At 52.2% G+C, this 26106-nt stretch carries 26 protein-coding genes and 2 pseudogenes; 1 reads left to right on the top strand and 27 read right to left on the bottom strand.

Going from position 1 to position 26106, the window contains the following annotated elements; all coding sequences use genetic code 11:
• Window positions 1-103: 103 nt before the first annotated feature.
• The 21 genes and pseudogenes from flgG to C173_RS10580 all read right to left on the bottom strand — a co-directional run bounded on the left by flgG (window position 104) and on the right by C173_RS10580 (window position 21043).
• Window positions 104-922: a flagellar basal body rod protein FlgG gene (flgG, locus tag C173_RS10680; RefSeq protein WP_036724668.1), complete on the bottom strand. Its 819-nt coding sequence runs from the start codon at window positions 920-922 to the stop codon at window positions 104-106.
• 123 nt (window positions 923-1045) lie between these two features.
• Entirely contained in the window at window positions 1046-1429 is a 384-nt protein-coding gene (locus C173_RS10675; protein ID WP_036724665.1) for a TIGR02530 family flagellar biosynthesis protein, read from the bottom strand.
• Complete coding sequence (gene flgD / locus C173_RS10670) at window positions 1426-1962, bottom strand: flagellar hook assembly protein FlgD (protein WP_036724663.1); 537 nt, start codon at window positions 1960-1962, stop codon at window positions 1426-1428. Before flgD ends, C173_RS10675 begins: the two co-directional genes overlap by 4 nt.
• 27 nt (window positions 1963-1989) lie before the next feature.
• The gene (locus C173_RS32825; protein ID WP_051477965.1) at window positions 1990-3462 is read right to left on the bottom strand and encodes a flagellar hook-length control protein FliK; all 1473 of its coding nucleotides are present in this window, start codon (window positions 3460-3462) and stop codon (window positions 1990-1992) included.
• 22 nt (window positions 3463-3484) lie between these two features.
• Window positions 3485-4432, bottom strand: a complete 948-nt coding sequence (locus tag C173_RS10660; protein WP_235191853.1) for a MotE family protein — start codon at window positions 4430-4432, stop codon at window positions 3485-3487.
• An 18-nt stretch (window positions 4433-4450) separates the two neighbouring features.
• Window positions 4451-4894, bottom strand: coding sequence for a flagellar export protein FliJ (gene fliJ, locus C173_RS10655; RefSeq protein WP_036724661.1), 444 nt, complete (start codon window positions 4892-4894; stop codon window positions 4451-4453).
• A 6-nt stretch (window positions 4895-4900) separates the two neighbouring features.
• Entirely contained in the window at window positions 4901-6214 is a 1314-nt protein-coding gene (fliI, locus tag C173_RS10650; protein ID WP_036692488.1) for a flagellar protein export ATPase FliI, read from the bottom strand.
• Window positions 6207-7055 (bottom strand): FliH/SctL family protein, encoded by an 849-nt coding sequence (locus C173_RS10645; RefSeq protein WP_036724659.1) that lies wholly within the window; start codon window positions 7053-7055, stop codon window positions 6207-6209. Before C173_RS10645 ends, fliI begins: the two co-directional genes overlap by 8 nt.
• The gene (gene fliG / locus C173_RS10640) at window positions 7048-8064 is read right to left on the bottom strand and encodes a flagellar motor switch protein FliG (RefSeq protein WP_036692485.1); all 1017 of its coding nucleotides are present in this window, start codon (window positions 8062-8064) and stop codon (window positions 7048-7050) included. The genes C173_RS10645 and fliG overlap by 8 nt, the downstream gene beginning before the upstream one ends.
• A gap of 4 nt (window positions 8065-8068) precedes the next feature.
• Window positions 8069-9658, bottom strand: a complete 1590-nt coding sequence (fliF, locus tag C173_RS10635) for a flagellar basal-body MS-ring/collar protein FliF (protein ID WP_036724657.1) — start codon at window positions 9656-9658, stop codon at window positions 8069-8071.
• Between the two features lie 34 nt (window positions 9659-9692).
• Window positions 9693-10001 (bottom strand): flagellar hook-basal body complex protein FliE, encoded by a 309-nt coding sequence (fliE, locus tag C173_RS10630; protein WP_036724654.1) that lies wholly within the window; start codon window positions 9999-10001, stop codon window positions 9693-9695.
• Window positions 10002-10030: 29 nt separating this feature from the next.
• Window positions 10031-10477 carry a flagellar basal body rod protein FlgC gene (flgC, locus tag C173_RS10625; protein WP_036692480.1) on the bottom strand — a complete coding sequence of 149 codons (447 nt, stop codon included), beginning with the start codon at window positions 10475-10477 and terminating at the stop codon, window positions 10031-10033.
• Between the two features lie 6 nt (window positions 10478-10483).
• Window positions 10484-10891: a flagellar basal body rod protein FlgB gene (flgB, locus tag C173_RS10620; RefSeq protein ID WP_036724652.1), complete on the bottom strand. Its 408-nt coding sequence runs from the start codon at window positions 10889-10891 to the stop codon at window positions 10484-10486.
• 376 nt (window positions 10892-11267) lie between these two features.
• A complete protein-coding gene (gene hslU / locus C173_RS10615; protein WP_036724651.1) occupies window positions 11268-12668 on the bottom strand; it encodes an ATP-dependent protease ATPase subunit HslU in 1401 nt (466 codons plus the stop codon).
• Between the two features lie 33 nt (window positions 12669-12701).
• Complete coding sequence (gene hslV, locus C173_RS10610) at window positions 12702-13244, bottom strand: ATP-dependent protease subunit HslV (RefSeq protein WP_036724650.1); 543 nt, start codon at window positions 13242-13244, stop codon at window positions 12702-12704.
• Window positions 13245-13293: 49 nt separating this feature from the next.
• Window positions 13294-14682, bottom strand: a complete 1389-nt coding sequence (gene trmFO / locus C173_RS10605; RefSeq protein ID WP_036724649.1) for an FADH(2)-oxidizing methylenetetrahydrofolate--tRNA-(uracil(54)-C(5))-methyltransferase TrmFO — start codon at window positions 14680-14682, stop codon at window positions 13294-13296.
• A gap of 23 nt (window positions 14683-14705) precedes the next feature.
• Window positions 14706-16802, bottom strand: a complete 2097-nt coding sequence (topA, locus tag C173_RS10600) for a type I DNA topoisomerase (protein ID WP_036724648.1) — start codon at window positions 16800-16802, stop codon at window positions 14706-14708.
• A gap of 99 nt (window positions 16803-16901) precedes the next feature.
• Window positions 16902-17684: pseudogene (dprA, locus tag C173_RS10595) on the bottom strand (DNA-processing protein DprA); the annotation flags it as partial.
• A gap of 351 nt (window positions 17685-18035) precedes the next feature.
• Window positions 18036-18965: a succinate--CoA ligase subunit alpha gene (gene sucD / locus C173_RS10590; RefSeq protein ID WP_036692470.1), complete on the bottom strand. Its 930-nt coding sequence runs from the start codon at window positions 18963-18965 to the stop codon at window positions 18036-18038.
• 35 nt (window positions 18966-19000) lie between these two features.
• The gene (gene sucC, locus C173_RS10585; RefSeq protein ID WP_036724647.1) at window positions 19001-20158 is read right to left on the bottom strand and encodes an ADP-forming succinate--CoA ligase subunit beta; all 1158 of its coding nucleotides are present in this window, start codon (window positions 20156-20158) and stop codon (window positions 19001-19003) included.
• 414 nt (window positions 20159-20572) lie between these two features.
• Complete coding sequence (locus C173_RS10580; protein WP_036724645.1) at window positions 20573-21043, bottom strand: MarR family winged helix-turn-helix transcriptional regulator; 471 nt, start codon at window positions 21041-21043, stop codon at window positions 20573-20575.
• A 148-nt stretch (window positions 21044-21191) separates the two neighbouring features.
• Here C173_RS10580 and C173_RS10575 point away from each other — a divergent pair, with 148 nt between their 5' ends.
• Window positions 21192-21620, top strand: coding sequence for an organic hydroperoxide resistance protein (locus C173_RS10575; protein ID WP_036724643.1), 429 nt, complete (start codon window positions 21192-21194; stop codon window positions 21618-21620).
• A gap of 104 nt (window positions 21621-21724) precedes the next feature.
• Here C173_RS10575 and C173_RS10570 read toward each other — a convergent pair whose 3' ends face one another.
• From C173_RS10570 to C173_RS34455, 6 genes and pseudogenes are all read right to left on the bottom strand, one after another.
• A complete protein-coding gene (locus C173_RS10570) occupies window positions 21725-23422 on the bottom strand; it encodes a YifB family Mg chelatase-like AAA ATPase (protein WP_036724642.1) in 1698 nt (565 codons plus the stop codon).
• A gap of 210 nt (window positions 23423-23632) precedes the next feature.
• Window positions 23633-24142, bottom strand: a complete 510-nt coding sequence (locus C173_RS10565; RefSeq protein ID WP_036724641.1) for a metallophosphoesterase — start codon at window positions 24140-24142, stop codon at window positions 23633-23635.
• A 34-nt stretch (window positions 24143-24176) separates the two neighbouring features.
• Complete coding sequence (locus C173_RS10560; RefSeq protein WP_143803689.1) at window positions 24177-24395, bottom strand: hypothetical protein; 219 nt, start codon at window positions 24393-24395, stop codon at window positions 24177-24179.
• A 331-nt stretch (window positions 24396-24726) separates the two neighbouring features.
• Entirely contained in the window at window positions 24727-25113 is a 387-nt protein-coding gene (locus tag C173_RS10555) for a YraN family protein (RefSeq protein ID WP_036724640.1), read from the bottom strand.
• The gene (locus C173_RS10550; RefSeq protein ID WP_036724639.1) at window positions 25110-25412 is read right to left on the bottom strand and encodes an EscU/YscU/HrcU family type III secretion system export apparatus switch protein; all 303 of its coding nucleotides are present in this window, start codon (window positions 25410-25412) and stop codon (window positions 25110-25112) included. The genes C173_RS10555 and C173_RS10550 overlap by 4 nt, the downstream gene beginning before the upstream one ends.
• A pseudogene (locus tag C173_RS34455) lies at window positions 25409-26106 on the bottom strand (DNA ligase); the annotation flags it as partial. The pseudogene C173_RS34455 and the gene C173_RS10550, both read right to left, overlap by 4 nt.

Here is a 26106-nt window from a genome sequence, read left to right as displayed (position 1 = left end):
CCTAACCTAAATAGGGGGAGGAGATCCTCCCCCACGACTGCAATAACATTTCCACTGCAGGCAAAACGTTATTATTCAGCAAGTTACATATTACGGTTCAGGCTTAACGCTTCAGATTAACTACTTCCTGCAATACTTCATCGGAAGTGGTGATAATCCGTGAATTCGCCTGGAATCCACGCTGGGTAACAATCATTTCTGTGAACTCGCCGGTCAGATCCACATTGGACATTTCCAGCTGGCCGGTAACGATGGTACCTGTCCCGGCTTCTGGATCATTGGCAGTTGTCGGCTCCAGTGCACCTCCATCATTTGCATTTAAGGTCACCCGGTACAGATTTCCGCCGATTTTCTCAAGCCCCTGCGGATTGCTGACTTTAGCCATGCCAATCTGTACACCAGCCTCAGTAGTGCCGTCTGCCATTGTCTGCACAATCGTTCCGTCACTGGAGATGGAGAATGCCGTAACATCGTCAGCGATCTGAATGGGTCCGCCTCCGGAGTCAACGACATGCAGGCCATCCGATGTAATCAGATTGCGGCCCGCATCCACATGAAAATCTCCGGCACGGGTCAGGAATGGAACCTCCTGATCACCCGAAAGCTTCACCAGAAAGAATCCGTCTCCATCGATTCGCAGATCTGTAGGGTTATTCGTTGTCATCGCACTACCAGCTGTGTGCAAAGTGTCAATGGAACCAATGGATACCCCAAGACCGATTTGCTTGGCATTGACACCGCCTTGTCCCTCTTCTCCGGGTGCTGTAACCCCAGAGACAGTCTGGCTCATAATATCCTTAAACATCACGCGTCCTGACTTGAAGCCGATGGTATTGACATTCGCAATATTGTTACCAATGACATCGAGCTTAGTCTGGAATCCGCGCATACCTGAAACCCCTGAGTACATAGATCTTAACATTATTAATCGTCCTCCCGGTTATAGAGTCTTCTGACTCTTAAGAATTGAAAGATGAAGCTGGAGCGGTGGCCGCGTCAGTCGGTCGGCAGCCACGATCGGCTCTCCAGTAAGGACCAGCCGAAGTCAAGATATAATTACCGCACTGTCAATCTGCGTAAATACATTGTCTTTCATTGAATTGCCGTCCATCGCTGTAACCACTGTCCGGTTCTTTACACTTACAATCAGTGCCATATCCTTCATAAGAATCAGAGATTCTTTGCTGCCCTTAGCGGCTGCTTTGTCTACCGCAGAGGAGATCTGATCCAGCTGGCGGCTGCCAAGCTCGATTCCGCGCTGCTCCAGACGCTTCGCTGCATGATTGCTGAACTTCAGCATATTCTTCTGCAGCACACTCTCGAACGACGCTTCAGAACTTGATGAGCCCTTAACAGATTGCTGACGCTGCAAGGCGGAAGGATGTACAGCTGCCGGATATAATTGTCCGATAGTTATTCTGTCACTCATGATGTCTCCCCGCTCTCCCCGCCGCTTGTTTCAGTCTCGCTGGCTGCCGGAGTCTCACTGGCCGCTGGTGTCTCGCTACCGGCTGGAGTCTCGCTGCCCGCTGCAGGTGTAGTGCCGGCGTTCTGAATTTGCGTAATATCCGTCAGAGCAATCCGCTCCTTGCCTACCACTGCATATTGCACACCGCTGCTGACAACAATCGATTCAACATTGCCTGATTTCGGCAATTTCGTCTCGGCATCCGTCCAGGTAATATCCTTCCCGATCAATCCTGACACAGAGCCAAGGGACTGATTCAGTGCTGTAAGCTGGGTGGATATGTTCATAAGCTGCTCTACAGATGAAAACTGAGCCATTTGAGCGATGAATTCCTTATCCTCCATCGGCTGCATCGGGTCCTGGTTCTGCAGCTGGGTAATCAGTATCTTCAAGAACTGATCCTTGCCCAGTGTAGAGGTGCCTGTGGTCTTGGGTGTCTTATCTTTCGCTACATAATTCCACTCGTTGCTGTTAGACACGGGATTCGTTGCCATATCATTTCACCTCGCTTATCCTGTAGATCAAATCTTGGTTGAGAATCCGCCGCTCTGGTTACTGTCCTGCTGAGCTGCTGACACCCAGTCCTTCCATTCTCCATTAAGTTCTGCGGCAAGCACGGCATCTGCCGATTCTTCCTGGCGTTCCCGTGAACGTCTGCCTTGCTGCTGTCCGCCCGCGCCTGTCTGCTGACCCTGGCCTCCGGTCCACTGTGACTGAGGGGAGCTGTTGTTCTGCGTAACTTCCAAGCGCTCTACTTGAAGTCCCTGGGACTGCAAGGCCAATCGAAGCTGACTCATCTGCTGCTCAAGCATATCCTTGGTTCCGGCATGCTGGGTCACAAACTGTGCCACCAGATTACCATTTTGCATGGAAATCTTCACATCCACTTGTCCCAGATTCTCCGGGAATAAGGTAATCGTAGCTTCAGCCACTCCGCCCTTCTTGACAATCTCAAGCTTGCCGCTGATGAAGGTGTTCATCTCCTGGGCGAATTGCTGAACCGGCACTGGCGCGGCTTCCGCCTTGAGCGGTGCAGTAATTCCGTGCCGCAGGGATAATTGGCCGGCCGTTACAACCTCCGGCTCCGCGGTCACTGCTTCGCCAGCGGGCAAAGCCTCCTCGGCTGATACGGTCTTCTTCATCGAAGCCACCATTCCTGCAAGAACAGGAGTGGAGCCCTCATCTGCAATTACAGCTTCGGCGGTACCGGCTGCCGCTGCATCCAACATGGAACGAGTGCTGGCTGAAGCCCCCAATAACCTACGGACATCCGTTGCCAAATCTGCTTTGCTATACATTTCAACCTTAGGCTCGCTTTCCGTTGCCTGCTTAAGCGACACCGCTGGAGCATCCACAACTGCTGGAGCCTTGTTAGCCATGGACTTGTGATTAACAGGCGCACTCTCCGCCATAATAGCCGAGAATTGATTCAGAAGCGCCGCTCCTTTGGCAGCAGTCTCCTGATCCCCACTGACAGCTGCCGTCTTAACCTGTTGAAGCAGGCTGTTCAGTTCATCTTGAACGGCAAAGCGCAGGGTTTCTGGGTTCTTGGCAAGCGGCGATAAGCCGATGGATGTATCAGCAGCAGTAGCCGAGGCATCCTGTGAACCTGTAGAGGGATTGCCGGACACAAGAGCAGATACTTGAAGCAGCCAGCCTTGAAGCGCTGCAATCAGCGCCGGATCAGCCGCAAGGCTGGTGTCCAGCTTCTCTATATCCTGCACAAGACCTTCCAGCAGTTTCGTTTGCTTGACATCTGCGCTGCCTGCCTCTTCTCCCTTAGCCTGAACAGCACTCAGGAGTCCCTGCAATAATGAAGCCAAATTACCGGCTGCAGGAGTCTCAGTGCCTTTAACAGCAGTGACTCCCACCATGCTCTGCACAAGCGTCTGGGCAAATGGCGTCGCCGGATTAACCGTTCCGGTTGTTCCCTGCGTTGTTCCGCCGGAAGCAGCCAGATTGCCTGCGGTTAAGGTTTGTAGAATAATACTCATCTTTTTCACCTCCCTTCAAAAGTTATTTCCCGCCCATCAGACGGTTGACAATTTTGGCTGTCTGTTTGCTGTCTTTCTTGGTCATCTCCCCCAGAATCGAGGAGCGGACCGAGTCACTGACCGTATTCAGCACCGTGATGACCTTATCCGGACTAAGGCTGTACATGGAGCCAAGCAGCACTGCCGCATCCGCAGCGGGCATGCTGGTGAAAGTCTGGCCTAGCTTCTCCTGATCCAGATTAGCTGAAGGCTTGGGAGTAGTGGTACCCGCCTCCTGCTTCAGCCGGGATTGCAGGGCTGCAATAGCCATATCGGTTGAATTTGTGGTTTCTTTTAGCTTTATGGAGACATCTGCCGCTTTTTTGGCATCCATTTTTTCCAGGATGGCCGATTTTGCCGCATTGCTCATCACACTGAAGATTTGAACCATCTCATCGGTAGTCAAATTCTCCATGATCGGTGCCGCTTTGGAGGCCTTCATGCCGGCGTAGAGTTTGGCCAGATCCGTCACTTTCTTCAGATAAGGATCTTCCTCTTCCTCGGTGGCTGCGGCCGTTTCAGCGGCAGTCTTTAACTCTTCAACCTGCTTTTGAAGCGCTTCGGCCTTGGTGGTCTCCGCCGCCTTGTCTTCCTCAGCCTTCTTCAGCTTCTCCTCCTGGGCGGTAAGCTGTGCTTTGAGTTCTTTGATCGTGCTCGCGGAGCTGGCGGCTTGCTCCTTGCTCTCAGCCGGCGGATTCTCTGCGGCTTCACCTGGCGCTGCCGGGTCCGGCGGCGGATCAGGCACCCATTTCTCTATAACAGGAATTTTGTTGGCAATCGCCAGCACGTTGTTACGGATATCCATATTAAATAGGGTGAGCAGTACCCCAAGCAGTACAAGCGTGAAAATGATTGGAATCATCAAGAACAAAAAACGCTCTAATTTGCCTGCCGACCCTTCATCTTCAAGTTCCATCTGATTATTTGCCACTAGCGGAAACCTCCCGGGTTAGAGGGATTTCATCGCGAAGCGGACGGTAGCCATCTCATCCAGTTCGTTTTGTTCCCGTAAACTCATATTCTGCAGAAATGCGGTTTGTGCTTTGTCTTTGGCCTTAAGCCATACCTTCTCATCCAGAACCTTAGTACTCAGGTGATCCTGCTTATTCTGAACCTCAACATGTGCAAGGCTGATATCGGAATGCTTGCGGGCAATGCATTTGTCGAGATAATCTACGTAATCCTGCATTTCGCGAAGCTTAGCCATCGGTGTCTTCTGCTGTGCTGCACTTTGCAGGGACAACATCAGCGTACTGCGCTGGCCGATTAATTCATCAAGGCTTTTTTCCTGTGCCTGCAGTTCTCCGAGCGCGCTTGAGAGCATCCACTCTGCCTGTGTTTTTTCGTTACCCTTCAAGTCCACCACTTTTTGAAAAGTATAATGGAATCTCATGATCAATCAACTCCTCGAGAACTGTGAAATTAAAGTCTGCTGCACTTCGCTAAGGGTTACCTTTTCGTTCACTTTTTGCTTGGTGAAATCCCAGATGCTGTCGATGTAATGCATCGACTCATCGATTTGCGCGTTAGAGCCCCTCTGGTAGGCTCCGATGTTAATCAGATCCTCGGAATCCTTATACACCGCCATCAGGCGCTTCACATTCTCGGCTGCTGCAATCTGCTCCTCCGGGGCGATATCCTTCATCACCCGGCTGATGCTTGCGAGAACATCGATCGCCGGAAAATGTCCTTTGTTGGCTATATTCCGGTTCAGAACAATATGCCCGTCCAGAATACCGCGTACAGCATCTGCTATCGGCTCGTTCATATCGTCACCGTCAACCAGCACCGTGTAGAACGCAGTGATTGAGCCTGTAGGACCCGTTCCGGCCCGTTCCAGCAGCTTAGGCAGACTGGCGAATACAGAAGGTGTATACCCTCTCATCGCCGGAGGCTCACCGACTGCCAGCCCTACCTCACGCTGCGCCATCGCATAACGTGTTACCGAGTCCATCATTAGCATGACATTCAGACCACGGTCGCGGAAGTACTCGGCAATCGTAGTAGCGATCAGCGCCCCCTTAATCCGGATCAGTGCAGGCTGATCGGAAGTAGCCACAATGACTACCGAACGCTGAAGGCCTTCCGGCCCCAGATCGCGCTCAATGAAATCAAGCACCTCTCTGCCCCGTTCACCGATCAGCGCAATAACATTGACATCTGCCGAGGTGTTGCGGGCAATCATCCCCATCAGGGTACTCTTCCCCACACCCGAGCCGGCAAAAATCCCTACGCGCTGCCCCTTGCCGATCGTCAAAAGTCCATCGATAGCCCGGACTCCAATGCTGATCGGCTCGGCGACCCGCGGGCGGTTAAGCGGATTGGACGGAATGTTGAAGGTAGAGCTATGCGGCATTCTGGCCGGTATCAGTGAACCATCCAACGGCTGTCCCAGACCGTCGAGAACCTTCCCGAGCAGCTCTGAGCCGACTTGAACGCTCAGCGGCTTGCCGGTGCCCACCACATCACAGCCAGGCCCGATGGCCTGCAGTTCGCCAAGCGGCATTAACAGCACCTTGTTATCACGAAACCCGACAACCTCTGCCTGAAGCGGCTTACTTCCTTTGGCAGGATAGATATAGCACACATCACCGATGCTGGCGTCAGGCCCTTCCGACTCCACCATCAGCCCGATAACCTGCGTAACCTTGCCATTAATCCTTACCGGATCGAAGTTACGCAGCTGATCTTTGTATCTTCTGCTGTCAAGCATCGTCGTCCCCATTTCTGTGTTCATCCGAGTCCAGAGCGATTCTTAGCAGTTCTTTTTTAATTTCGGCAAGCTGGGTATCGACACGGGCATCGATGCTGCCGAAGGAAGACCGGATTACACACCCCAGATCTCTGACCGTTGAATCCGGCAGAATCTGCAGCTCAGCCTGTGAGTCCACAGCAAGCGAGAGCTCTTCCCGGGCCGCATTCACAAAAGCAAACTGTGCAGGAGACACACAGAGTGAGATCAGCCCCTGCTCGCGTTTTCGGGCCAGGTTTTTACGGATCAGATCCATCGCAAATTTCGGTTCAACGGTCAGCTGCTTGTCCACGATTTTCTCAGCAATATCGCAGCTTAGCTCTACAAGAAACGGTTCCGCCTCCTGTATAATTACATCTCTTGCCCGGTATGCTTCCTGAAGCACGGTCCGCGCTTCTTCCATCATCTCAGCAAGACGCCGGGACATCTCCTGCTCTGCTTGAGCCAGACCTTCCTGATACCCCTGCTGGTACCCCTCGGATTTGACGGCTTCGATCAGCAGCTCATCCTGTTCCCTGCGCTCGCGCCACCATTCTTCAGCTTCAGTCCGTGCTGATTCCACAATATTCTCCGCTTCCTCGGAGGCGCTGCGGACCTGATTCTCCGCGAACTCCTGAGCATCCTTCAGCATTTGCTTGCGGGACTGCTCCGCTGCCTCCCTGGCGGGGTCCTGGTAGTGGACTTCACCCGGAGGTTCTTCTGGAGCCGGCTCTTCAGTCAGGCCCGCATGATGTCTGGCCTGTTCAAGACGCTTCAGCACATCTACCGGAATATATTGAGAATGCTTGATCAGCTTAGACAATAATGTCATCTCCTCCGCCACGGGCGATGATAATTTCACCAGACTCTTCGAGTCTGCGGATCGTGCCTACGATGCGGGTCTGTGCTTCTTCCACATCACGCAGCCGCACAGGTCCCATGTACTCCATTTCCTCGCGGAAGGTCTCGGCCATACGCTTGGACATATTGCGGAAGATCACATCCCGCACTTCCTCGCTGGCCACCTTGAGCGCAAGCTGCAAGTCCGCGTTGTCGATATCCTTGATAATCCGCTGAATGGAACGGTTGTCCACATTGACGATATCCTCGAAGACGAACATCCGCTTCTTGATTTCTTCGGCCAGCTCCGGGTCCTGAATTTCCAGGGAATCCAGAATGGTCCGCTCTGTACCGCGGTCTACACCGTTCAGAATCTGTACAATCGATTCGATACCGCCTGCATTCGTATAATCCTGTGTGACTGTAGCAGATAGCTTCTGTTCCAGGACACGTTCGATTTGGGTGACCACCTCTGGAGAGGTACTGTCCATAATCGCTATTCTTCTGGCTACCTCCGCCTGCTTCTCCTGAGGCAGGGAAGACAGAATGGAGGCTGCCTGTTCAAATTGCAGATAAGAGAGTACAAGTGCAATAGTCTGTACATTCTCGTTCTGGATGAAGTTGAGAATCTGGTTCGGATCTGCCTTGCGGGCAAAATCGAAAGGTCTTACCTGCAGCGTTGCTGTCAGGCGGTTGATGACTTCGAGCGCCTTGGCTGAGCCGAGAGCTTTCTCAAGAATCTCCTTGGCGTAATTGATACCGCCCTGCGAGATATATTCCTGTGCGAGACAGATCTGGTGGAATTCGGACATGATCGACTCTTTTTCCCCGCTGTCCACTTTGCGTACATTCGCAATCTCCAGCGTCAGCTGTTCGATTTCCTCATCCCGCAGATGCTTAAATATTTGTGCCGATACTTCAGGCCCTAGTGTGATAAGCAGGATCGCCGCCTTTTGACGGCCGCTGAGTCCCTGCTGGCTAGCTTTTGCCATCTCTTCACCTCTGTTCTTCAGCAAGCCAGGTGCGGAGCAGATTTACGAATTCATCCGGCTTCTTCTTCGCCAGACTTTCCAGCTGCTTACGGACCTGACTTTCATTCGTCACGCTATCCATATTAATTGAAGGGAACTCGGTAGGAACCTGCAGCGGAATATCTTCTTCGACCTCTTCCTCCTGCTTGTTCTTGCGGCTGCGGTAGATCAGATAACCTCCGCCTGCACCGACCAGCAGAGCAGCCGCACCGATGGCCCAGATCATCCAGGTTGCCAGTCCGCCGGATGCGTTCTCGGCAGTAGCACCTCCAAATTGTTGCGAGAATACCGAAACTTTTTTGGTCAGGTCTGCGTCTGTATAAGTGATACCTGAATCTGCCAGGGACGCACGGACAATGTTCACCAGAATGTTCTGTATCGCTCCTGAAGTAGCCTCGTCCAAAGTTGTTTGTCCTGCAGGTGGTTCAACCGCGACATTTATGGTTAAATCTTTTACAGTATATGGACTTGCGATGATATCTTTAGTGATTCTAGTAACTTCATAGTTCCTTGTCTCCGATGATTCCTCAGAAGAAGAAGCACCTGTGTCAGCCCCCGCAGGATAACCTGCAACATCTTCAGATCCTGTACCTGCGACTCCTCCGGAAGTGTTCCCTTGGCCCGAGAATGTTTTGCTGATAATCTGCGAGCTGATCTCAATCCCCTTCATATTCTCAGCATCCACCGGTACTACAACATCTTCCTTTCTGTTCTCCTTATCGAAATTAAGCTTGGAGAACACCAGGACATCAACCTTATCGGGACCTGTGAGGGTACTCAGGAATTGCTTGACATCTTTCTTGACATCGTCTTCGAATTTCTTCTTGAGTGCGAAGTTCTCTTCAACCTGGCTGGAGATTCCCGCCTGGCCGCCCTTGGCCGTCGGTTTCAGCTCCACCTCGTTGTTGGTGATTGTAATGTTGTCGATGGGAAGATTCGGGACAGCGGTCTTCACGAGATTGAAGTAGCCGTCAATATTCTCCTGGGAAGGTCTGAATCCCGGATTGAAGCTCATCACCACGGAAGCCTGCGCTTTCTCCTGATCCTCCTGTGAGGCGAATACCGTCTCCTTCGGCAGGGTAATGAGAACCTTGGCGTCTTTAATCCCCTGCATCCTTCTCATCAGCTGTTCAACTTCACCATTAAGCGCATTGTTGTATTTAACATTGAATTCACTGTCTGTAGTACCGATCATGGACGAGGATTCATTGAATACCTTGTACCCGATCGAGCCTTGCTGAACGATTCCCTGAGAACCAACAGCTATCTTGATACGTGCAGCGTCCGTACTGGGAACGGAGATACTTTTACCATCCGGGCTTAAACGGTAAGACACCCCTGATGTATCCAAATAACTCATAACTCCAGCTGAATCGGTACTGTCCAGGTCCTGAAAAGCAACCTCGTATTCCACCTTCGATAACTGCATGGTCGTAACTACGATTATTATAATGATAATAAACAGAGTGGAGAAAAACATTATCTTCTGTTTACCGCTGAATCTGTTCCAATATTGGGTTATCTTCTCCCGGTACTGGGCCAATCTTTCATTCACAGTGTCACCCCATCCGAAACGTAGCTAGGATTATTTAGATTTGAGTTCTCATAATTTCCTGATAGGCTTCAATCACTTTGTTCCGGACTTGTGTAGTCAGCTGCAAACTCAGCAATGCCTGTTGGGACGAAATCATAGCCTCATCAATGTTGACCTCTCCCAGTACAAATTTGTTACTCATGTCCTTCGCCTGCTGTTCCTGATCTGCTACCTGGTTAAGCGCATTCTCCAGGTATGAACCGAAGCTCTGTCCCGGCTCTTGCACGGCTGAGGATTCTGCAGCTACGGACTTCATAGCCAGCGGCTGAACCGCCTGGTTCCCGATCAATAAATTCTGTATCAATTCTTCTCCTCCTAGACAGTCAATTCATTCTACCGGCCGATTTCAAGCGCCTTGGTCACCATGGATTTGGATGCGTTCAGCATCGTTACATTCGCTTCGTAAGAACGCGAGGCAGACAGCATGTCCACCATTTCCTTGGTCACATCCACATTCGGCATATATACATAACCGTCAGCGTCCGCATCAGGATGGCTCGGATTATATACCGGCTTGAGCGGAGAAGAATCCTCGATAATCGATTTCACCTTGACGCCATCATTACCGCCGCTCATCTTGGAGCCTAGTATATTCGCGAAGCTGTCAGCCTGGGTAGTTTCCAGAACTGTGAGCTTACGGCGGTAAGGTACGGCTTTGCCGTCCACCACGGAGGCTCTTGTGGTCTCGGCGTTGGCGATATTGGAGGAGATCACATCCATCCTCAGACGCTGGGCGGTTAAAGCAGAGGCGCTAATACCAAAGCTGCTGCCAAAGTTCATTATTGATTACCCTCCCTGTACAACTGTACGCATCATTGTGATCTGACTGTTCAGCTGTTCAACATAAGAGTTGTATCTCAGCTGGTTCTCGGCGCTCAGCGCCTGTTCACGATCCATATCCACATTATTGCCGTTGTTATTCATAGATGTAGTCTCATCGGTACTGACCACAGCGGCCGGCATGCCGGTCACTGTCCCGAAGCGGAAATGACGGGAGTCTGATACTTTCGCACCCAGTGTGGCTTTAAGTCCGCTCTCCTGATCTCTCAGGAAGCTCTCAAAGCTAACATCTGAACGTTTAAAATTTGGTGTATCATTATTTGCTACATTATTAGCCAGAACACTTTGTCGTTTGGTGGCGGCATCTAGGCCTCCTTGTAATCTTTGAAAACTGACACTGTTCAGCAAACCCATAGTAATCCCCCTTCCAAACCTATCATAATGAAAAGAATTCCACAACTTTGTTCAAATCCCTGCTTATTTTCGACAAATAAAGTCATTTTTTTCACAACATATTCGTCTTAAAGTCGAACCATGTCGAGGAATGATTCTTATGTCAATCTCACATACATTGATTCTCTTAGAATTTGTATATTATTACAATAAGAAATAAGCCCTATCTTTTCAGAAAAGAGAGGGCTTAAAGCATGTTTTTACAATTATTTTCCTTTTATATTACATTTTCTGTTTTATTATAGAATTTTTTAACTTTTTATGCATGAATTTAGAATCAAATTTGTATAACCATAATTCGAATTACCTATATTGATGATTTTATAGCTCTGCCTTCTCACAGAATATATTGGCTTAAGTCGCGGTCCTGCGCGATTCCTGCCAGTTTTTCGCGAACATACTCCGGAGTGATGACCATAGTGTCGAGCGTCAGCTCAGGTGCCTCGAACGATAGATCCTCCAGCAGCTTTTCCAGGATCGTATGCAGACGCCGTGCCCCGATGTTCTCCATATTCTGATTCACGGAGGCCGCGATCTTGGCAATTTCCTGAATAGCTTCCTTCTGGAACTGGATTTCAATGTTCTCCGTCTGCAGCAAATGCACATATTGTTTCGTAAGTGCGTTCTCAGGCTCCGTAAGAATAGATACAAAGTCCTCAAGTGTGAGACTGCTCAGCTCTACACGGATCGGGAAGCGCCCCTGAAGCTCAGGGATCAGATCTGAAGGCTTGGCAATGTGAAAAGCGCCTGCGGCGATGAACAGCACGTAGTCTGTCTTCACAGGCCCGTATTTGGTCATGACTGTCGATCCCTCGACGATAGGCAGAATATCACGCTGCACGCCTTCGCGGGATACATCGGGACCGGAGCCCTTGCCCTGGCTGGCCACCTTGTCGATCTCATCGATGAAAATAATCCCGGATTGCTCTGCGCGGGCTACCGACTCCTGTATCATGTCGTCTGTGTCAATCAGCTTGGCCGCTTCATCCTGAATCAGCACCTTGCGGGCTTCACGGATCGGCAGCTTGCGCTTCTTCGTACGCTTCGGCAGCAGGTTCCCGAACATCTCCTGCATGTTCATGCCCATCTGGTCATTGCCCTGACCAGCGAACATATCCATCATCGAAGGCGTCGTGTCCTCGACATCAATCTCAATGACGTCATCCTCTAACTGGCCGGCAAGCAGCTTGAACTTGATCCCTCTGCGGCGTTCGCTCAGGCTTCCGTCCTCCGGCTCTTCCTTGGATTCTTCCGCCCCGCCGTTGTTTCCGCCAAAAATCATCTCAAACGGATTGCGCTGCGATTTCCCCTTCGAGGAGGAAGGGACCAGAATTGCCACAATCCGGTCATTCGCCAGCTCTTCTGCGCGGTCCTTCACCTTTTCGGTGCGTTCCAGCTTCACCATACGGATAGAAGTCTCTACCAGATCCCGGACCATCGACTCCACATCACGCCCCACGTAGCCGACTTCCGTAAATTTGGTCGCTTCGACTTTGATAAACGGGGCGTTAACAAGCTTAGCCAGACGCCGGGCGATCTCTGTTTTACCTACACCGGTAGGGCCGATCATCAGGATATTCTTCGGTACAACCTCATCCCGCAGCTCCTCGGACAACAGACTGCGCCGATACCGGTTGCGGAGGGCAACGGCCACTGATTTCTTGGCCTGCTTTTGACCTACGATATATTTGTCAAGCTCTGTTACAATCTGGCGTGGCGTAAGCGATTGATTCACCATTGTGACTTCCTCCCTTTATATATGGCACCTTGCCTATAACTCTTCGACAATAATATTGGAATTGGTATATACACAGATCTCGGAGGCAATTTGCAGCGCTTCTCTGGCAATGTCACCGGCACCCAGATGGGAGGCATGGCGCTTGAGCGCCCGCCCGGAAGCCAGCGCAAAGTTACCGCCGGAGCCGATCGCCAGTACATCATCATCCGGCTCGATAATTTCACCATTGCCGGAGATCAGCAGCATGCCTTCCTTATCCATTACGATCATGAGCGCTTCCAGCTTGCGCAGAATGCGGTCCTGGCGCCAATCCTTGGCCAGCTCCACCGCTGCCCGCTGCAGATTGCCGTGGTGCTCTTCAAGCTTCCCTTCGAACTTCTCGAACAGCGTAATCGCATCAGCTACGGAGCCTGCGAACCCGGCAATGACCTGACCTCTGTACAGGCGGCGGACCTTCTTGGCCGTCGTCTTCATAATGACACTCTCTCCGAATGTAACCTGGCCGTCACCGGCAATCGCCGCATGGCCGTTATGTCTTACCGCACAAATCGTAGTTGCATGAAAGCTGGGTAACATGATGAGCACCCTCCTCAGATTAGGTAATACAGGTCTGAACCAATTGTGCCTATTGTGCCGGTTGTGCAGGACTATCCGCTTCTGCCGGATCAGCATCCACCGGCTCCGGCTCAGCATACTTCAATTCATGGGCTGCAGCATAAGCAGCAAGGCTGTCAAGCGCCCGGTAAGCCAGACGTTCGTTCTTTTCTTTTTTGCTGCGGAACCGTGTCTCAAGCTTCGGCAGCAGGCCAAAGTTGGCATTCATCGGCTGGAAGTGTTCAGGATCTGCCGAAGTAATATAGGCGGGCATGCTGCCCAGCACCGTATCCTCAGGGAAGATCAGGCTCTCTTCGCCAAGCGCTGCTCTCGCTGCATTCATACCGGCGATCATACCGGAAGCCGCAGATTCTACATACCCTTCCACCCCGGTCATCTGGCCGGCAAAATACAGTCTCTCCCGGCCCTTCATCTGGTAAGTGGGCTGCAGCAGCTTAGGGGAATTAATAAAGGTATTGCGATGCATGACCCCATAACGCACATATTCCGCCTGCTCCAGGCCAGGAATGAGTGAGAATACCCGTTTTTGCTCGCCCCACTTCAGATGGGTCTGGAAGCCGACCAGATTATACAGCGTACCGGCAGCATTGTCCTGGCGCAGTTGCACAACCGCGTAAGGGAGCTTGCCCGTGTGAGGATTGAGCAGTCCTACAGGCTTCATAGGGCCGAACAATGCCGTCTGCTTGCCGCGTCTCATCATAATTTCAATCGGCATACAGCCTTCAAAGTAAATCTCTTTCTCAAAATCTTTGAGTGCAGCCGTCTCAGCCGAGATCAGCGCATCATAAAAAATATCGAATTCCTCTTCCGTCATCGGACAGTTCAGATAGGCGGCTTCGCCTTTATCATAGCGGGAGGCCAGATAGACCTTGCTCATATCGATGCTGTCTTTCTCTACAATCGGAGCCGCTGCATCATAGAAATAAAAATACTCTTCGCCAAGCAGTCCCTTGATCTCCGAAGACAGGGAGGGTGAAGTCAGCGGCCCGGTAGCAATAACAACAATCCCTTCCTCCGGTATATGCGTAAGTTCTTCGTTTATGACTTCCACCAAAGGGTGGTTATGCAGCATGGAGGTGATTTCACCGGAGAATCCGTCCCGGTCCACAGCAAGAGCGCCTCCCGCCGGAACGGCATGCCTGTCGGCTGCACCCAGTACCAGAGAGCCCAGACGCCGCATTTCTTCCTTAAGTACACCCACTGCATTTCCGAGGCCATTCGCCCGCAGTGAGTTGCTGCAGACCAGCTCGGCGAACTGATCTGTATGATGCGCCGGTGTCTTTACGACCGGACGCATCTCGTACAATCTGACCGGAACTCCGCGCGAAGCGATCTGCCAGGCGGCTTCACTTCCGGCCAGACCTGCTCCGATAACGGTTACTTGTGCTTTTTCTGTCAATTTCCGTTCCTCCTGTAACCCTATTATTCTGCTAACTCATCGCTCTCGATTACAGCCTCTGTATGATCGCATGAGGTGCACTGCAGCTTGGTTCCCTGCTTGTTGCGCTTCTCGATCATCCAGGAGCCGCAAGCCGGACATGGCTTCACTGACGGCTTATCCCAGGAGACAAAGTCACAGCCCGGATATTGGTCGCAGCCGTAGAAGACACGCCCCTTCTTGCTGCGCCGCTCCACTACCTTGCCTTCATGGCATTTCGGACAGCTTACACCGATATCCTTAATGATCGGCTTGGTGTTGCGGCATTCCGGAAATCCGGAGCAGGCCAGGAATTTGCCGAACCGGCCCAGCTTATAGACCATCGGCTTGCCGCATTTCTCACACAGCTCATCAGAGACCTCATCTTCAATCTCGATTTCCTTCATTTCTTCTTCCGCATATAGGAGTCTTTTCTCAAAGGATTCATAGAACTCGGCCAGTACCTTCACCCAATCCTCCGCACCTTCCTCCACATGGTCAAGGTCCCCTTCCATATGGGCGGTGAATTCCACATTGAGAATTTCCGGGAAGAACTCTTCCATTTGCTCTATGATTAGCTCTCCAAGCTCAGTCGGCATGAACTTCTTCTCTTCAATCGCCACATAACCGCGCTTCTGGATCGTCTCCAGGGTCGGCGCATACGTACTTGGACGGCCTATGCCCAGTTCCTCAAGCGTCTTGACGAGACGGGCTTCTGTATATCTTGGCGGCGGCTGGGTGAAATGCTGCTTCGGCTCAATCTCTCGCTTCACCAGCTCATCGCCTGCCTTAAGCGGCGGCAGGAACTTCTCTTCGTCTGTTGTGCCGTCATCATTGCCTTCCACATACACCTTCATGAAGCCCGGGAACGAGACCTTGGACCCTACCGCTCTGAATATCGCTGTACCGGCTGTAATATCTACCGACAACGTATCCAGCAGCGCGGAAGACATCTGACTGGACACAAAACGCTCCCATACCAGCTTATACAGCCGGAATTGATCACGGCTCATGAATTCCTTGACCGTATCCGGCTCACGCAGCGCAGAGGTCGGACGGATCGCTTCATGCGCGTCCTGGGCGCCCGCAGCCTTCTTGGAATATTGACGCGGCGTCTCGGGAATGAACTTCTCACCGTATTTGGATTGGATCAGCTCCTTGGCTTCATCCTGGGCCGTAGTGGATATACGCGTGGAATCTGTACGCATATAAGTGATTAACCCGACAGTGCCTTCCTTGCCCAGCTCCACTCCCTCATAGAGCTGCTGTGCAACAGACATCGTCTTGGACGCGCGGAAGCCCAGCTTACGGGCAGCCTCCTGCTGCAGTGAGCTTGTCGTGAACGGAGCGGATGGATGCCGCTGTCTCTCCTTCTCTTTCACTTCTTTGACCTGGAAGGCCGCGTTCTTAATCGCTTCCAGCACTTCCTGCACATCGCTCTCTTGACCCAGTTCCTTCTTCTCGCCGTTCAGGCGGTGGAACTTGGCTTCGAATTCAGAATCCCGAATCGCTAGCCGGGCAGTAATGCTCCAGTATTCTGTAGGAATGAATTCAGAAATTTCATTCTCCCGGTCCATAACAATCTTAACCGCTACCGATTGTACCCGTCCGGCGGAGAGGCCTTTTTTGACTTTCTTCCATAATAGAGGGCTAATCTTGTAACCGACAAGCCGGTCCAGAATCCGCCGCGCCTGCTGGGCGTTCACCAGATCCATATTAATCTTGCGCGGTGTCTTGAAGGCATCCTTCACCGCCTGCTTGGTAATTTCATTGAAGACCACGCGGCATTCCTGTGTGTTGTCCAAATTCAGCGCATTTGCCAAATGCCAGGCAATAGCTTCCCCTTCGCGGTCCGGGTCAGCTGCGAGATAGACTTTTTTCACTTTTTTGCTGGCATCCTTAAGTTCCTTCAAGATAGAGCCCTTGCCGCGGATCGTTATATATTTGGGATTGAACTGATTCTCCACATCCACACCGATCTGGCTTTTTGGCAAATCTATGATATGCCCCATTGATGCCTTAACAATATATTTGCTGCCCAGATATTTACCAATCGTTTTCGCTTTTGATGGTGATTCTACAATAACCAACGCATCTGCCATAGGTTTTCCTCCCAAAAGTTCGTAAGCAGATCACCTCCTGAACCAGTCATCGGACCCGGCTGTACCAGGAAGTCTATGCTTACCACAGTTACTTCTATATTAAATTACCTTATAAATTGCACCCGGTAATTGTGTTACCGCTTTTTTTATGATTAAAGATAACAGAACTGAATGCAAATGTCCAAAATCCCACCTCGTTGACGCGAGCAGCTCATCGAGTGTAAACGGGCCTTGATGCAGTATATGGTAAAGGTGCAGCTCCTCACTTGTCAATTTCTTTTCCATCAGATCGGCTGGACTCTCCCGCTCTACAGCGCCTGCTGAAGCTGATGCAGCCCCCTTGGAAGGCAGGCTGGAGACGTATTCTTCCACAATATCTGAGGCACAGGTTACCAGCTTCGCACCTTGCTTAATCAGCTCCAGTGCCCCTCTGCTCTTGGGAGAGGTCAGCGGCCCCGGCACGGCAAACACATCCCGGCCTGCTTCAAGCGCAGCATCGGCGGTGATCAGGGACCCGCTGCGGCTGTCTGCCTCCACCACCAGTGTTCCCAGCGACAAGCCAGCGATAATCCGGTTGCGCTGCGGGAATAATCCGGGATGACTCGGAGTTCCGATAGGATATTCGCTAAGAACCAGCCCTTCCCGAGAAATCTGCCGCTCCAGCTCACGGTTATCCGGAGGATAGACTTTGTCCAAGCCGGTTGCCACCACCGCAATGGTCCCTCCTGCTCCGCCTAACGCCGCTTCATGACAGACACTGTCAATCCCCCTCGCCAGGCCGCTTACAACCGTGAGACCGGCTGCACTTAGCTGTCCCGCCAGCATCTCCCCCACCCTGCGCCCATAAGCGGTAGGCACCCGGGTCCCCACCATAGCAACAGAGGGACGGGAAGCCAAATCCAGACGGGCGGATCTTGTCGATACTTTTCCAGCCAATCCCTTCCATCTCATGCAGACCGAACAACAGCTCCCGAATTTCCATATGTATTCTCTCCCCGTGCGGAAGGGCCAGCCTTCCTTATTGTCTTAAACCAAATTGACTTAAACCAAAAAAAGCAACCTTTCATCCGCGTAATCCGGGACAAAAGGTTGCTTACCTTCAACATTCATTATACCTGCTTCGGCAGGAAAAGCTGTGACAAAACAACCCCACAAAGTGGAGATTTAGCTTCGATGATAACTCAGGTACTTTGCGGGGACCCCAAAACATTTCGAACTAGCGTAAGAAGCGCCCTAGTGGGTGGTGAAGGCATTCAGGATGCCGCGTTCCTCAAGCACACTGACGAGGGTAGAGCCCATTTCAGCAGGCGTTGGCGCTACCTTAATGCCGCAGGACTCCAGCACAGCGATCTTCTCGCTCGCCGTCCCTTTACCGCCTGAAATAATTGCCCCGGCGTGACCCATCCGTTTGCCCGGAGGTGCCGTAACCCCGCCGATGAAGCCCACTACAGGCTTGGTCATGTTCTCTTTGATCCACAGTGCAGCTTCTTCCTCTGCCGTCCCGCCGATCTCACCGATCATAATGACAGCCTTGGTACCCGGATCTTCATTGAAAAGCTTCAGGATGTCGATGAACTCCGAGCCCTTCACCGGGTCGCCCCCGATGCCTACCGCTGAGGATTGGCCGATTCCGCGCTCCGTCAGCTGATGCACAGCTTCATAGGTCAAGGTCCCGCTCCGGGAGACTACACCGACATATCCCGGCTTATGAATATAACCCGGCATAATGCCGATTTTGCATTCTCCAGGCGTGATGACACCCGGACAGTTGGGACCGATCAGCACTGTGGAGCGGCCCTCCATGTATCTGGACACTTTGACCATATCCAGCACCGGAATGCCTTCTGTGATACAAATGACCAGGTCCATCTCCGCATCCACCGCTTCCATAATCGAATCTGCGGCAAAAGCAGGCGGAACGTAAATGACACTTGCAGTTGCACCAGTGGCTGCTTTGGCGGCAACAACCGTGTCGAAGACAGGCAGACTCTTCTCGGTACCGTTGTCCAGGGTAATCTGAACCGTAGTGCCCCCCTTGCCCGGTGTTACACCGCCAACCATCTGAGTACCGTAGTCCAGCGCGCCTTTTGTATGAAATAAACCCGTAGCACCGGTAATTCCCTGGGTAATGACTTTCGTATTTTTATCTACAAGAATGCTCATGCGATAGGTCACATCCTCACTTTTATTGTCGAATATTACACAAGAGCAACGATTTTGCGGGCACCATCCGCCATGGAATCAGCAGCAACGATATTCAGTCCGGAGCCGGCGAGAATCTCCTTGCCCAGTGCCACATTCGTGCCCTCAAGACGTACGACCAGCGGCTTGGTTAAGCCAAGCTGTCTTGCCGCTTCGACTACACCGGTAGCGATGACATCACAACGCATAATGCCGCCAAAAATATTAACAAAGATACCGTTCACCTTGTCATCGGACAGGATGATTTTGAAAGCTTCCGTTACCTTCTCAGTCGTCGCACCGCCCCCTACATCGAGGAAGTTGGCCGGTTCGCCGCCATAATATTTAATGATATCCATAGTCGCCATCGCCAGGCCCGCCCCGTTCACCATACAGCCGATGTTGCCGTCAAGTGCGATGTAGCTAAGGTCGAATTTGGACGCTTCGATTTCTTTGGCATCCTCTTCGTCCAGATCACGCAGCTCCAGGATATCCTTGTGGCGGAACAAACTGTTGGAATCGAAGTTAAGCTTGGCATCAAGCGCCATCACATTACCGTCTGCAGTAACGACCAGCGGGTTGATCTCTGCAATTGAGCAATCTTTATCCACAAAAGCCAGATATAGCGCTTGCATGAACTTGACCGCTTTGTTCACCAATTCGGGAGGAATGGCAATGCTGTAAGCCAGTTTACGCGCCTGGAAGGTCTGAAGCCCAACCGCTGGATCAACGATTTCCTTGAAAATCTTCTCGGGATGTGTAGCTGCCACCTCTTCAATCTCCGTACCGCCCTCCTCGGATGCCATCATGACGACCCGTCCGGAAGCGCGGTCCACAACCAGACCGATATAATATTCTTTGACAATCTGACAGCCCTCTTCAATCAGCAGCCGCTTTACTACCTTGCCTTCGGGTCCCGTCTGGTGGGTCACCAGTGTCTTGCCGAGGATCTCGGACGCATACGCGCGAACCTCATCACTGTTCTTCGCCACCTTGACGCCGCCGGCTTTGCCGCGTCCGCCAGCATGAATCTGCGCTTTGACTACAACCACAGGTGTACCCAGCGCTGCGGCAGCTTCTACGGCTTCGTCCACTGTATAAGCAACTTTTCCGTTCGGTACGGCTACGCCATACTTCTTAAGTACTTCTTTTCCCTGATACTCGTGGATATTCATTCCGGAAGCCTCCTAAAGTGTTGCGGTGACCTGTGCAGGCAGCCTGCGGTCATTCCGCATTCCGTTTTGATTGTCCAAAGCCGGGGCCAGACCGGTTGTTAACCGGCAATATCCCGGTACAAGCAGAGCGCCGGCACCTGAAGCATACGCTGCAACCGGTACAGTTCTCTGCAAGTAGCATATAGAACCTATCACAATAGTGATATCTATAATTACCTATATGCCAGAATGTGAAACCCAGAATATTGTAACATGTTTTATAAGCGCTTTCCTTAAAAACTTTCACTATTTATACATACATTTTCGCTCGGTTTCATGCCGGAATGCGAACGATTGCATTGACATTCATGCGTAAAACGGCTTTACCGCCCTTATTCAGGACGGTGAAACCTATACTCTTATATGGGAGCGAGACTACGATTTCGAATTGCTAACGTTAGCTTCATGCACCCGGTTCAGGAGATTTTTGAACTGTCCCAGCAAATCTATGAACTCTACCGGAGAGAGCATCGTGCCTTCTGCCATTTTGCCGGGAATGCCCATAGCATCCTGCCGCAGCGCCAAGCCTTGGGGTGTTAATGAAATCAGCACCTTCCGCTCATCCTGCAAAGAACGTTCACGCAAAATTAGTCCTGCAGCCTGCAGCCGCTTGAGCAGCGGAGTCAGCGTGCCTGAATCGAGGAACAAAGCTTCTCCCAGCTCCTTGACTGTACATTGCTGTCTCTCCCACAGGACCAGCATAACCAGATACTGCGAATACGTTAATCCGATCTTATCCAGATGAGGCTGGTATAGCTTCGTAAATTCACGTGAACAGGCATAAATCGTAAAGCAGAGCTGGTTCTCCAGCATAAGCTCAGGGGTTGTAGTGGATTCTTTTTGCATTTCTTCTTCACCTGCCTTTGTGACATTAGTTTATCACAATTCATCCATAATATCATGTTAATAGCGGGAAATAGATTGACTTTTATTTTAATTGTGTTAAATTAAGTTGTGTACAATACAATTTGAAAACGAACGGGAGCGATTTAATATGATGACCATCCAACAGAAAATGTACGAAACAACAGTAAAAGCCGTAGGCGGCAGACAGGGTTCTATTGAATCCGACAGCCCTAAGCTGAATCTTGCGATCAGCACACCACGCGAAATGGGCGGCTCCGGCGGTGAAGGCACGAATCCTGAGCAACTCTTCGCAGCCGGATATTCCGCTTGCTTCGACAGCGCACTGAACATGGTTGCACGTATGGGCAAGGTAAAGATCGAAGGCTCTGAAGTAACGGCTACCGTCAGCTTCGGTAAAGTGGAAGACGGCGGCTTCGGCATTGCCGTGAAGATGGATGTTCTGGTCAAGGGTGTTGACCGTGAGACCGCTGAACGGCTGGTACAAGAAGCTCATGGCGCATGTCCTTACTCCCGTGCTACCCGTGGTAACATCGAAGTAGAATTGAACGTGCTGTAAGAATAGCTTCACAAGTGGAAACGGCATTGCCGTCCTTTTAAAGGACGATACCGTTTCAGCATGCCCTCCCCTGCCCGGCGGCCCCGGACGGGGGTTTTGGCGTGTCAGGCTTCCTCCTCCACCATGACCTGCCTGTCCAGATTGCGGTATTGGACCGCTTCGGCCAGATGCGCAGCGCCAATCTCCTCCTCCGCTTCCAGATCGGCAATCGTGCGGGCCAGCTTAATAATCCGGTCATGCGCCCGCATGCTGAGCCCGAGACTCTCGAGAATACTGTCCAGCAGCATCTCCTCTTCCGGCCGCAGTGCAGCATAACGGCGAAGCGCCGCCCCGGACAGCTCGCTGTTCCAGGAGATCGGCAGGATGCTATACCGCTCCGCCTGAATCGCCTGAGCCCGCAGAACCTGAGAGCACATCTGTGCCGTCGAGACCGGAGGTACACTCCTGTCGCCTTCTCTTGGATGCGGCACATCAACCTGCATATCCATCCGGTCCAGCAGCGGGCCCGAGATTTTGCGCCGGTACTGGGCGATTTTGGCCGGACTGCAGCTGCACCGCTGATGCGTGTTGCCACTACCAAGAAATCCGCACATGCAGGGATTCATGGAGCAAGCGAGCAGGAACTGGGCAGGGAAGGTGAAGGATGCCCGAGCCCGGCTGATGGTGACAACCCCATCCTCCAGCGGCTGGCGGAGCACTTCAAGCACAGTCCGGGAGAACTCGGGCAGCTCGTCCAGGAAGAGAATACCGCGGTGTGCGAGACTAACCTCCCCCGGCTTCGGAATTCCGCCCCCGCCGATCAATCCGGCTGCCGAGATGGTATGATGCGGTGAACGAAACGGGCGGTCACGCAGCAACCCGCTCCCTCCGTCCCTAAGCTTCCCGGCAGCACTGAATATCTTCATCACCTCAAGCGATTCTTGATCGTTAAGATCGGGAAGAATTCCGGGTAACCGCTTAATCAGCATAGTCTTCCCCGTACCTGGAGGGCCGATCAGAATAATATTGTGCATTCCCGCTGCCGCAATCGTAAGGGCACGCTTCACATGATTCTGGCCGATAACATCGCTGTAATCTTCATTCATTGGCTGCTTCACCGCAAGCAGGGAGGGAATATTCTGCGCTGGCTCAGAATGGTATCTCAAATGGTCCAGGGACAGCGCCAGAACGGGCGGACGCTTCCTGGAGGTCGCTTCAGCGCTTACAGATACCGATACCGGAAACGGTAAATCAGCCTGCGGCAAGGGCAAGTCTGATCCGGCTGCTTCAGACTGTTCAATCGGATTCGGCGGAGGAAGCTGACCAGGCTGAGGCAGCTCCCGCAAATGCCCGGCAGTGTACACCTTCATTCCTGCGATCAACGCAGCTTCAGCCGCATTGCCGGGCGGTACCAGAACAGCATGAATCCCGGCTTGCCGCGCAGCCTGGGCCATGGATAATACCCCATTTACCGGCCGCAGACTTCCGTCGAGCGCAAGCTCACCAATCAGCAGCATCTGCCCGGCTTCCGGCATAACAAGCTGGCCGCTGGTCGTCAGTATCCCCAGGGCAATCGCCAGATCAAACGCCGAGCCCTCCTTGCGCAGGTCCGCCGGGGCCAGATTAATCGTCACCCGCTGTTGGGGATAGCTGTAACCGCAATTCTTGACGGCGGACCGTACTCGCTCCACCGCTTCCCTGACTGCCGAATCCGGCAGGCCGATAATATGGGTCTGCGGCAAGCCGTTAGCCAGATCCACCTCCACTCCGATCACTACACCTTCAATGCCATACAGGCATGCGCTATGCATTTTTCCGTACACAAATAAGCACCTCTTCTCCAGAAATACACCCGCAACGGGCGTTCGTTTCCAGGAAAAAAGGTGCTTCCTCTTTTTCCGTAAGCTCAATTACACTCAGTATAACTAAAACCCTACACAACATGCAAGGTTATTGCGCATATAGTGCTGCACAAAAATCAGCTTTTAATCGTCTTGCATAAATATGCAACTATGACCAAAGAATCATTTTATTCAGCCTTCTTCGCTGGCTACCACCGAATCCCTTATCTGTTCAAAGGACAGCGGGGTGTAATTCCAGTGCTCCACACAAATATTAAAGTGATGATTGCCCTCATATTTCTGTCCATGAATATGACCATGCACATTCACGTAAGGCATATGCTTGTTCATATACATCGGCTCATGCGAGAGCAGAAAAAACTCCTTGTATATCAGCGGATACTCACTGACCTCATCAAATCCGGCTTCCAGCCACCAGCCTCGTCCGCGTCCACGGTCATGATTGCCAAGAATCAGTATTTTGTACCCGTTCAGGGCAGACACAATGCTACGGGTATCCTCTTGATTCCTGAAAGAAAAGTCACCCAGATGAAAAATCGTGTCCTCCTCTCTTACGACTGCATTCCAGTTCGCTACCATCACCTTGTCCATCTCTTCCACACTGGCAAAAGGCCGCGATTCAAAATCAATGATCAGCTTGTGGCCAAAATGATGATCTGAGGTAAAAAATACGTTGGACAAGATCGCTCCCCGCTTTCGCTAAGTGCTGGATTGCTTATTCATTCCACTTCCGTTTGGCTCCGCGCCGGTTCACATCCATTTGTATTAATTCCGCCACCGGCGGAGCTTCCTCGTGTTCGATCAGCCATTTACGCATTTCCTTAATGGCCTCCACTTGGCCGTTACCCTTGTCACGCCAGGTCAGCAGCTCAATCACATTGATGACCAGTGACAAGAGGCTGCTATTGCTGTCTTGGGTTTTCTCAGCACGCATCTTGTGGAATAACGCTTCATTCTCCCAGTCAATCAATATCTCTTCCGCTATTGCAGGCCGCATAACGGTAAATGTCTTATTACAATTACTGCAGCATACAACGGATAAGGGCTCTGCGCCAAGTTCCGCTACTATATTATGCTCACAATTTTGGCAAGTAAAGCTTACCTGTATATTCATTGATTGATTCCTCATTCCGGCAGCCCTCCTCATGGTGGCATTAAAAGTTACACTAATGTTTACCCACTTCTTTTGAGAAATGACCCATGAAGTCCGGCATCTGTCAAGGATAATTGTTAAATTTTACACGGTTTTTGCAAAACAGAGACAGCTAAAAGACTTCCCGGAGATGCCGCAGGGAGGCGATGCTTAAATCCGGCTGAAGCTGTACAGCAATCACATCGAAAGCAATTGCAGCCGGCTGCAGTCCCTGCATGTGCAGGTAGACCCGGGCTGTCTCTCTCACCTGACGGATTTTGCGTGCATCGACCGATTCCTCCGCAGTGCCCTGCACGGCTGAGCCGCTCCGGCTGCGCACCTCAATGAAGACCAGAGCGCCTTCATACTCCGCGATAATATCCAGCTCTCCGCTACGGCAGCGCCAGTTATAATCCCGGATGAGGTAGCCCCGCGAAGTCAGATACATTCGGGCCGCCTGCTCGGCAGCAGCGCCTTTCTCCTGACGGGTGTAGGTTCTGCCGTCTCCGTTATGGCTCACTTCTGTCTCCGTTCACCAGCTGTCCGGTCACTCTGGTATACATAGCTGAGAATCTCAGCCACCAGCTGATAGAGCTGAGGCGGAATCTGCTGGTCCAGATCGAGCTTCGACAGCACTTCTACCAGCGCCGCATCCTCCTGCACCGCTACTCCGTTTTCCTTTGCCTTTTGCAGGATGATGTCCGCTACCGAGCCTTGCCCCTTAGCGACAACCACTGGCGCATCGCTCTGGCCCGGAATATATTTGAGCGCCACTGCCTTCTTGAGATTCTGCGGAACCTTCTGCTCAGACTCACTCATATGCGGTAATCTACTCCTTTGTACTCCTGCGGAGCATAATCGGACGGCTTCACCGCAGCAGCGGCCACGCTCCGTTCCGGCAATGCTTCCGTACGCAGGCTGGACAATTGATAGCCTATGCCTTCGACCGCTGCCTTCATCTCCTCGCGGCGGCCCTCCAGCAGCTCCAGTACCCAAGGTTCATCGTTATGCAGCTTCAGGCTGACGATGCGGTCGACCACCTGCACATCGACCATCGTCTGGCCGAGCTGCTTCATGTCCAGATCGAACCACAAGCGGCAATTCGCCGCGTCGAGCTCCCCTTTGCTGCCGCGCCGCGACTGGATCTGGACAGAGGCCGTCTCCCGGCCATCCGGACCGTGCAACGGCAGGAACATCGTCACCTGCGCGAACGGCGCGGTGCGGTCTGTATTCAGCAGCAGCTGCTGGCCTGTAAGCTGCTGCACCAGTTGGCCCGCGGCTTCCTTCACCGCGGGCGGGGCCTCGCTGCTGCCCAGTACCTGCAGCAGCACGCCCTTGAGCGTACCGGCGGCATCTTCTGCGCCGCCGGACGCTGCCTGCGCGGTGTGCGCCCCGCCGCCGCGCAGGATCTGCTGCTCGTGCTCCGCACCGAGCAGCTTCAAGATCCGCCCCACCCAGGGGTCTGTCCCCTGGGTGGCGGCGGGGCCCCCCTGCGGCTGCGCAGCCGCAGGGG

The sequence above is a fragment of the Paenibacillus sp. FSL R7-277 genome (assembly GCF_000517965.1).
Lineage (GTDB): Bacteria > Bacillota > Bacilli > Paenibacillales > Paenibacillaceae > Paenibacillus_AQ > Paenibacillus_AQ silagei.
Note: the sequence above shows the minus strand (reverse complement) of the source record. Positions and strands in the feature narration are given on the sequence as shown.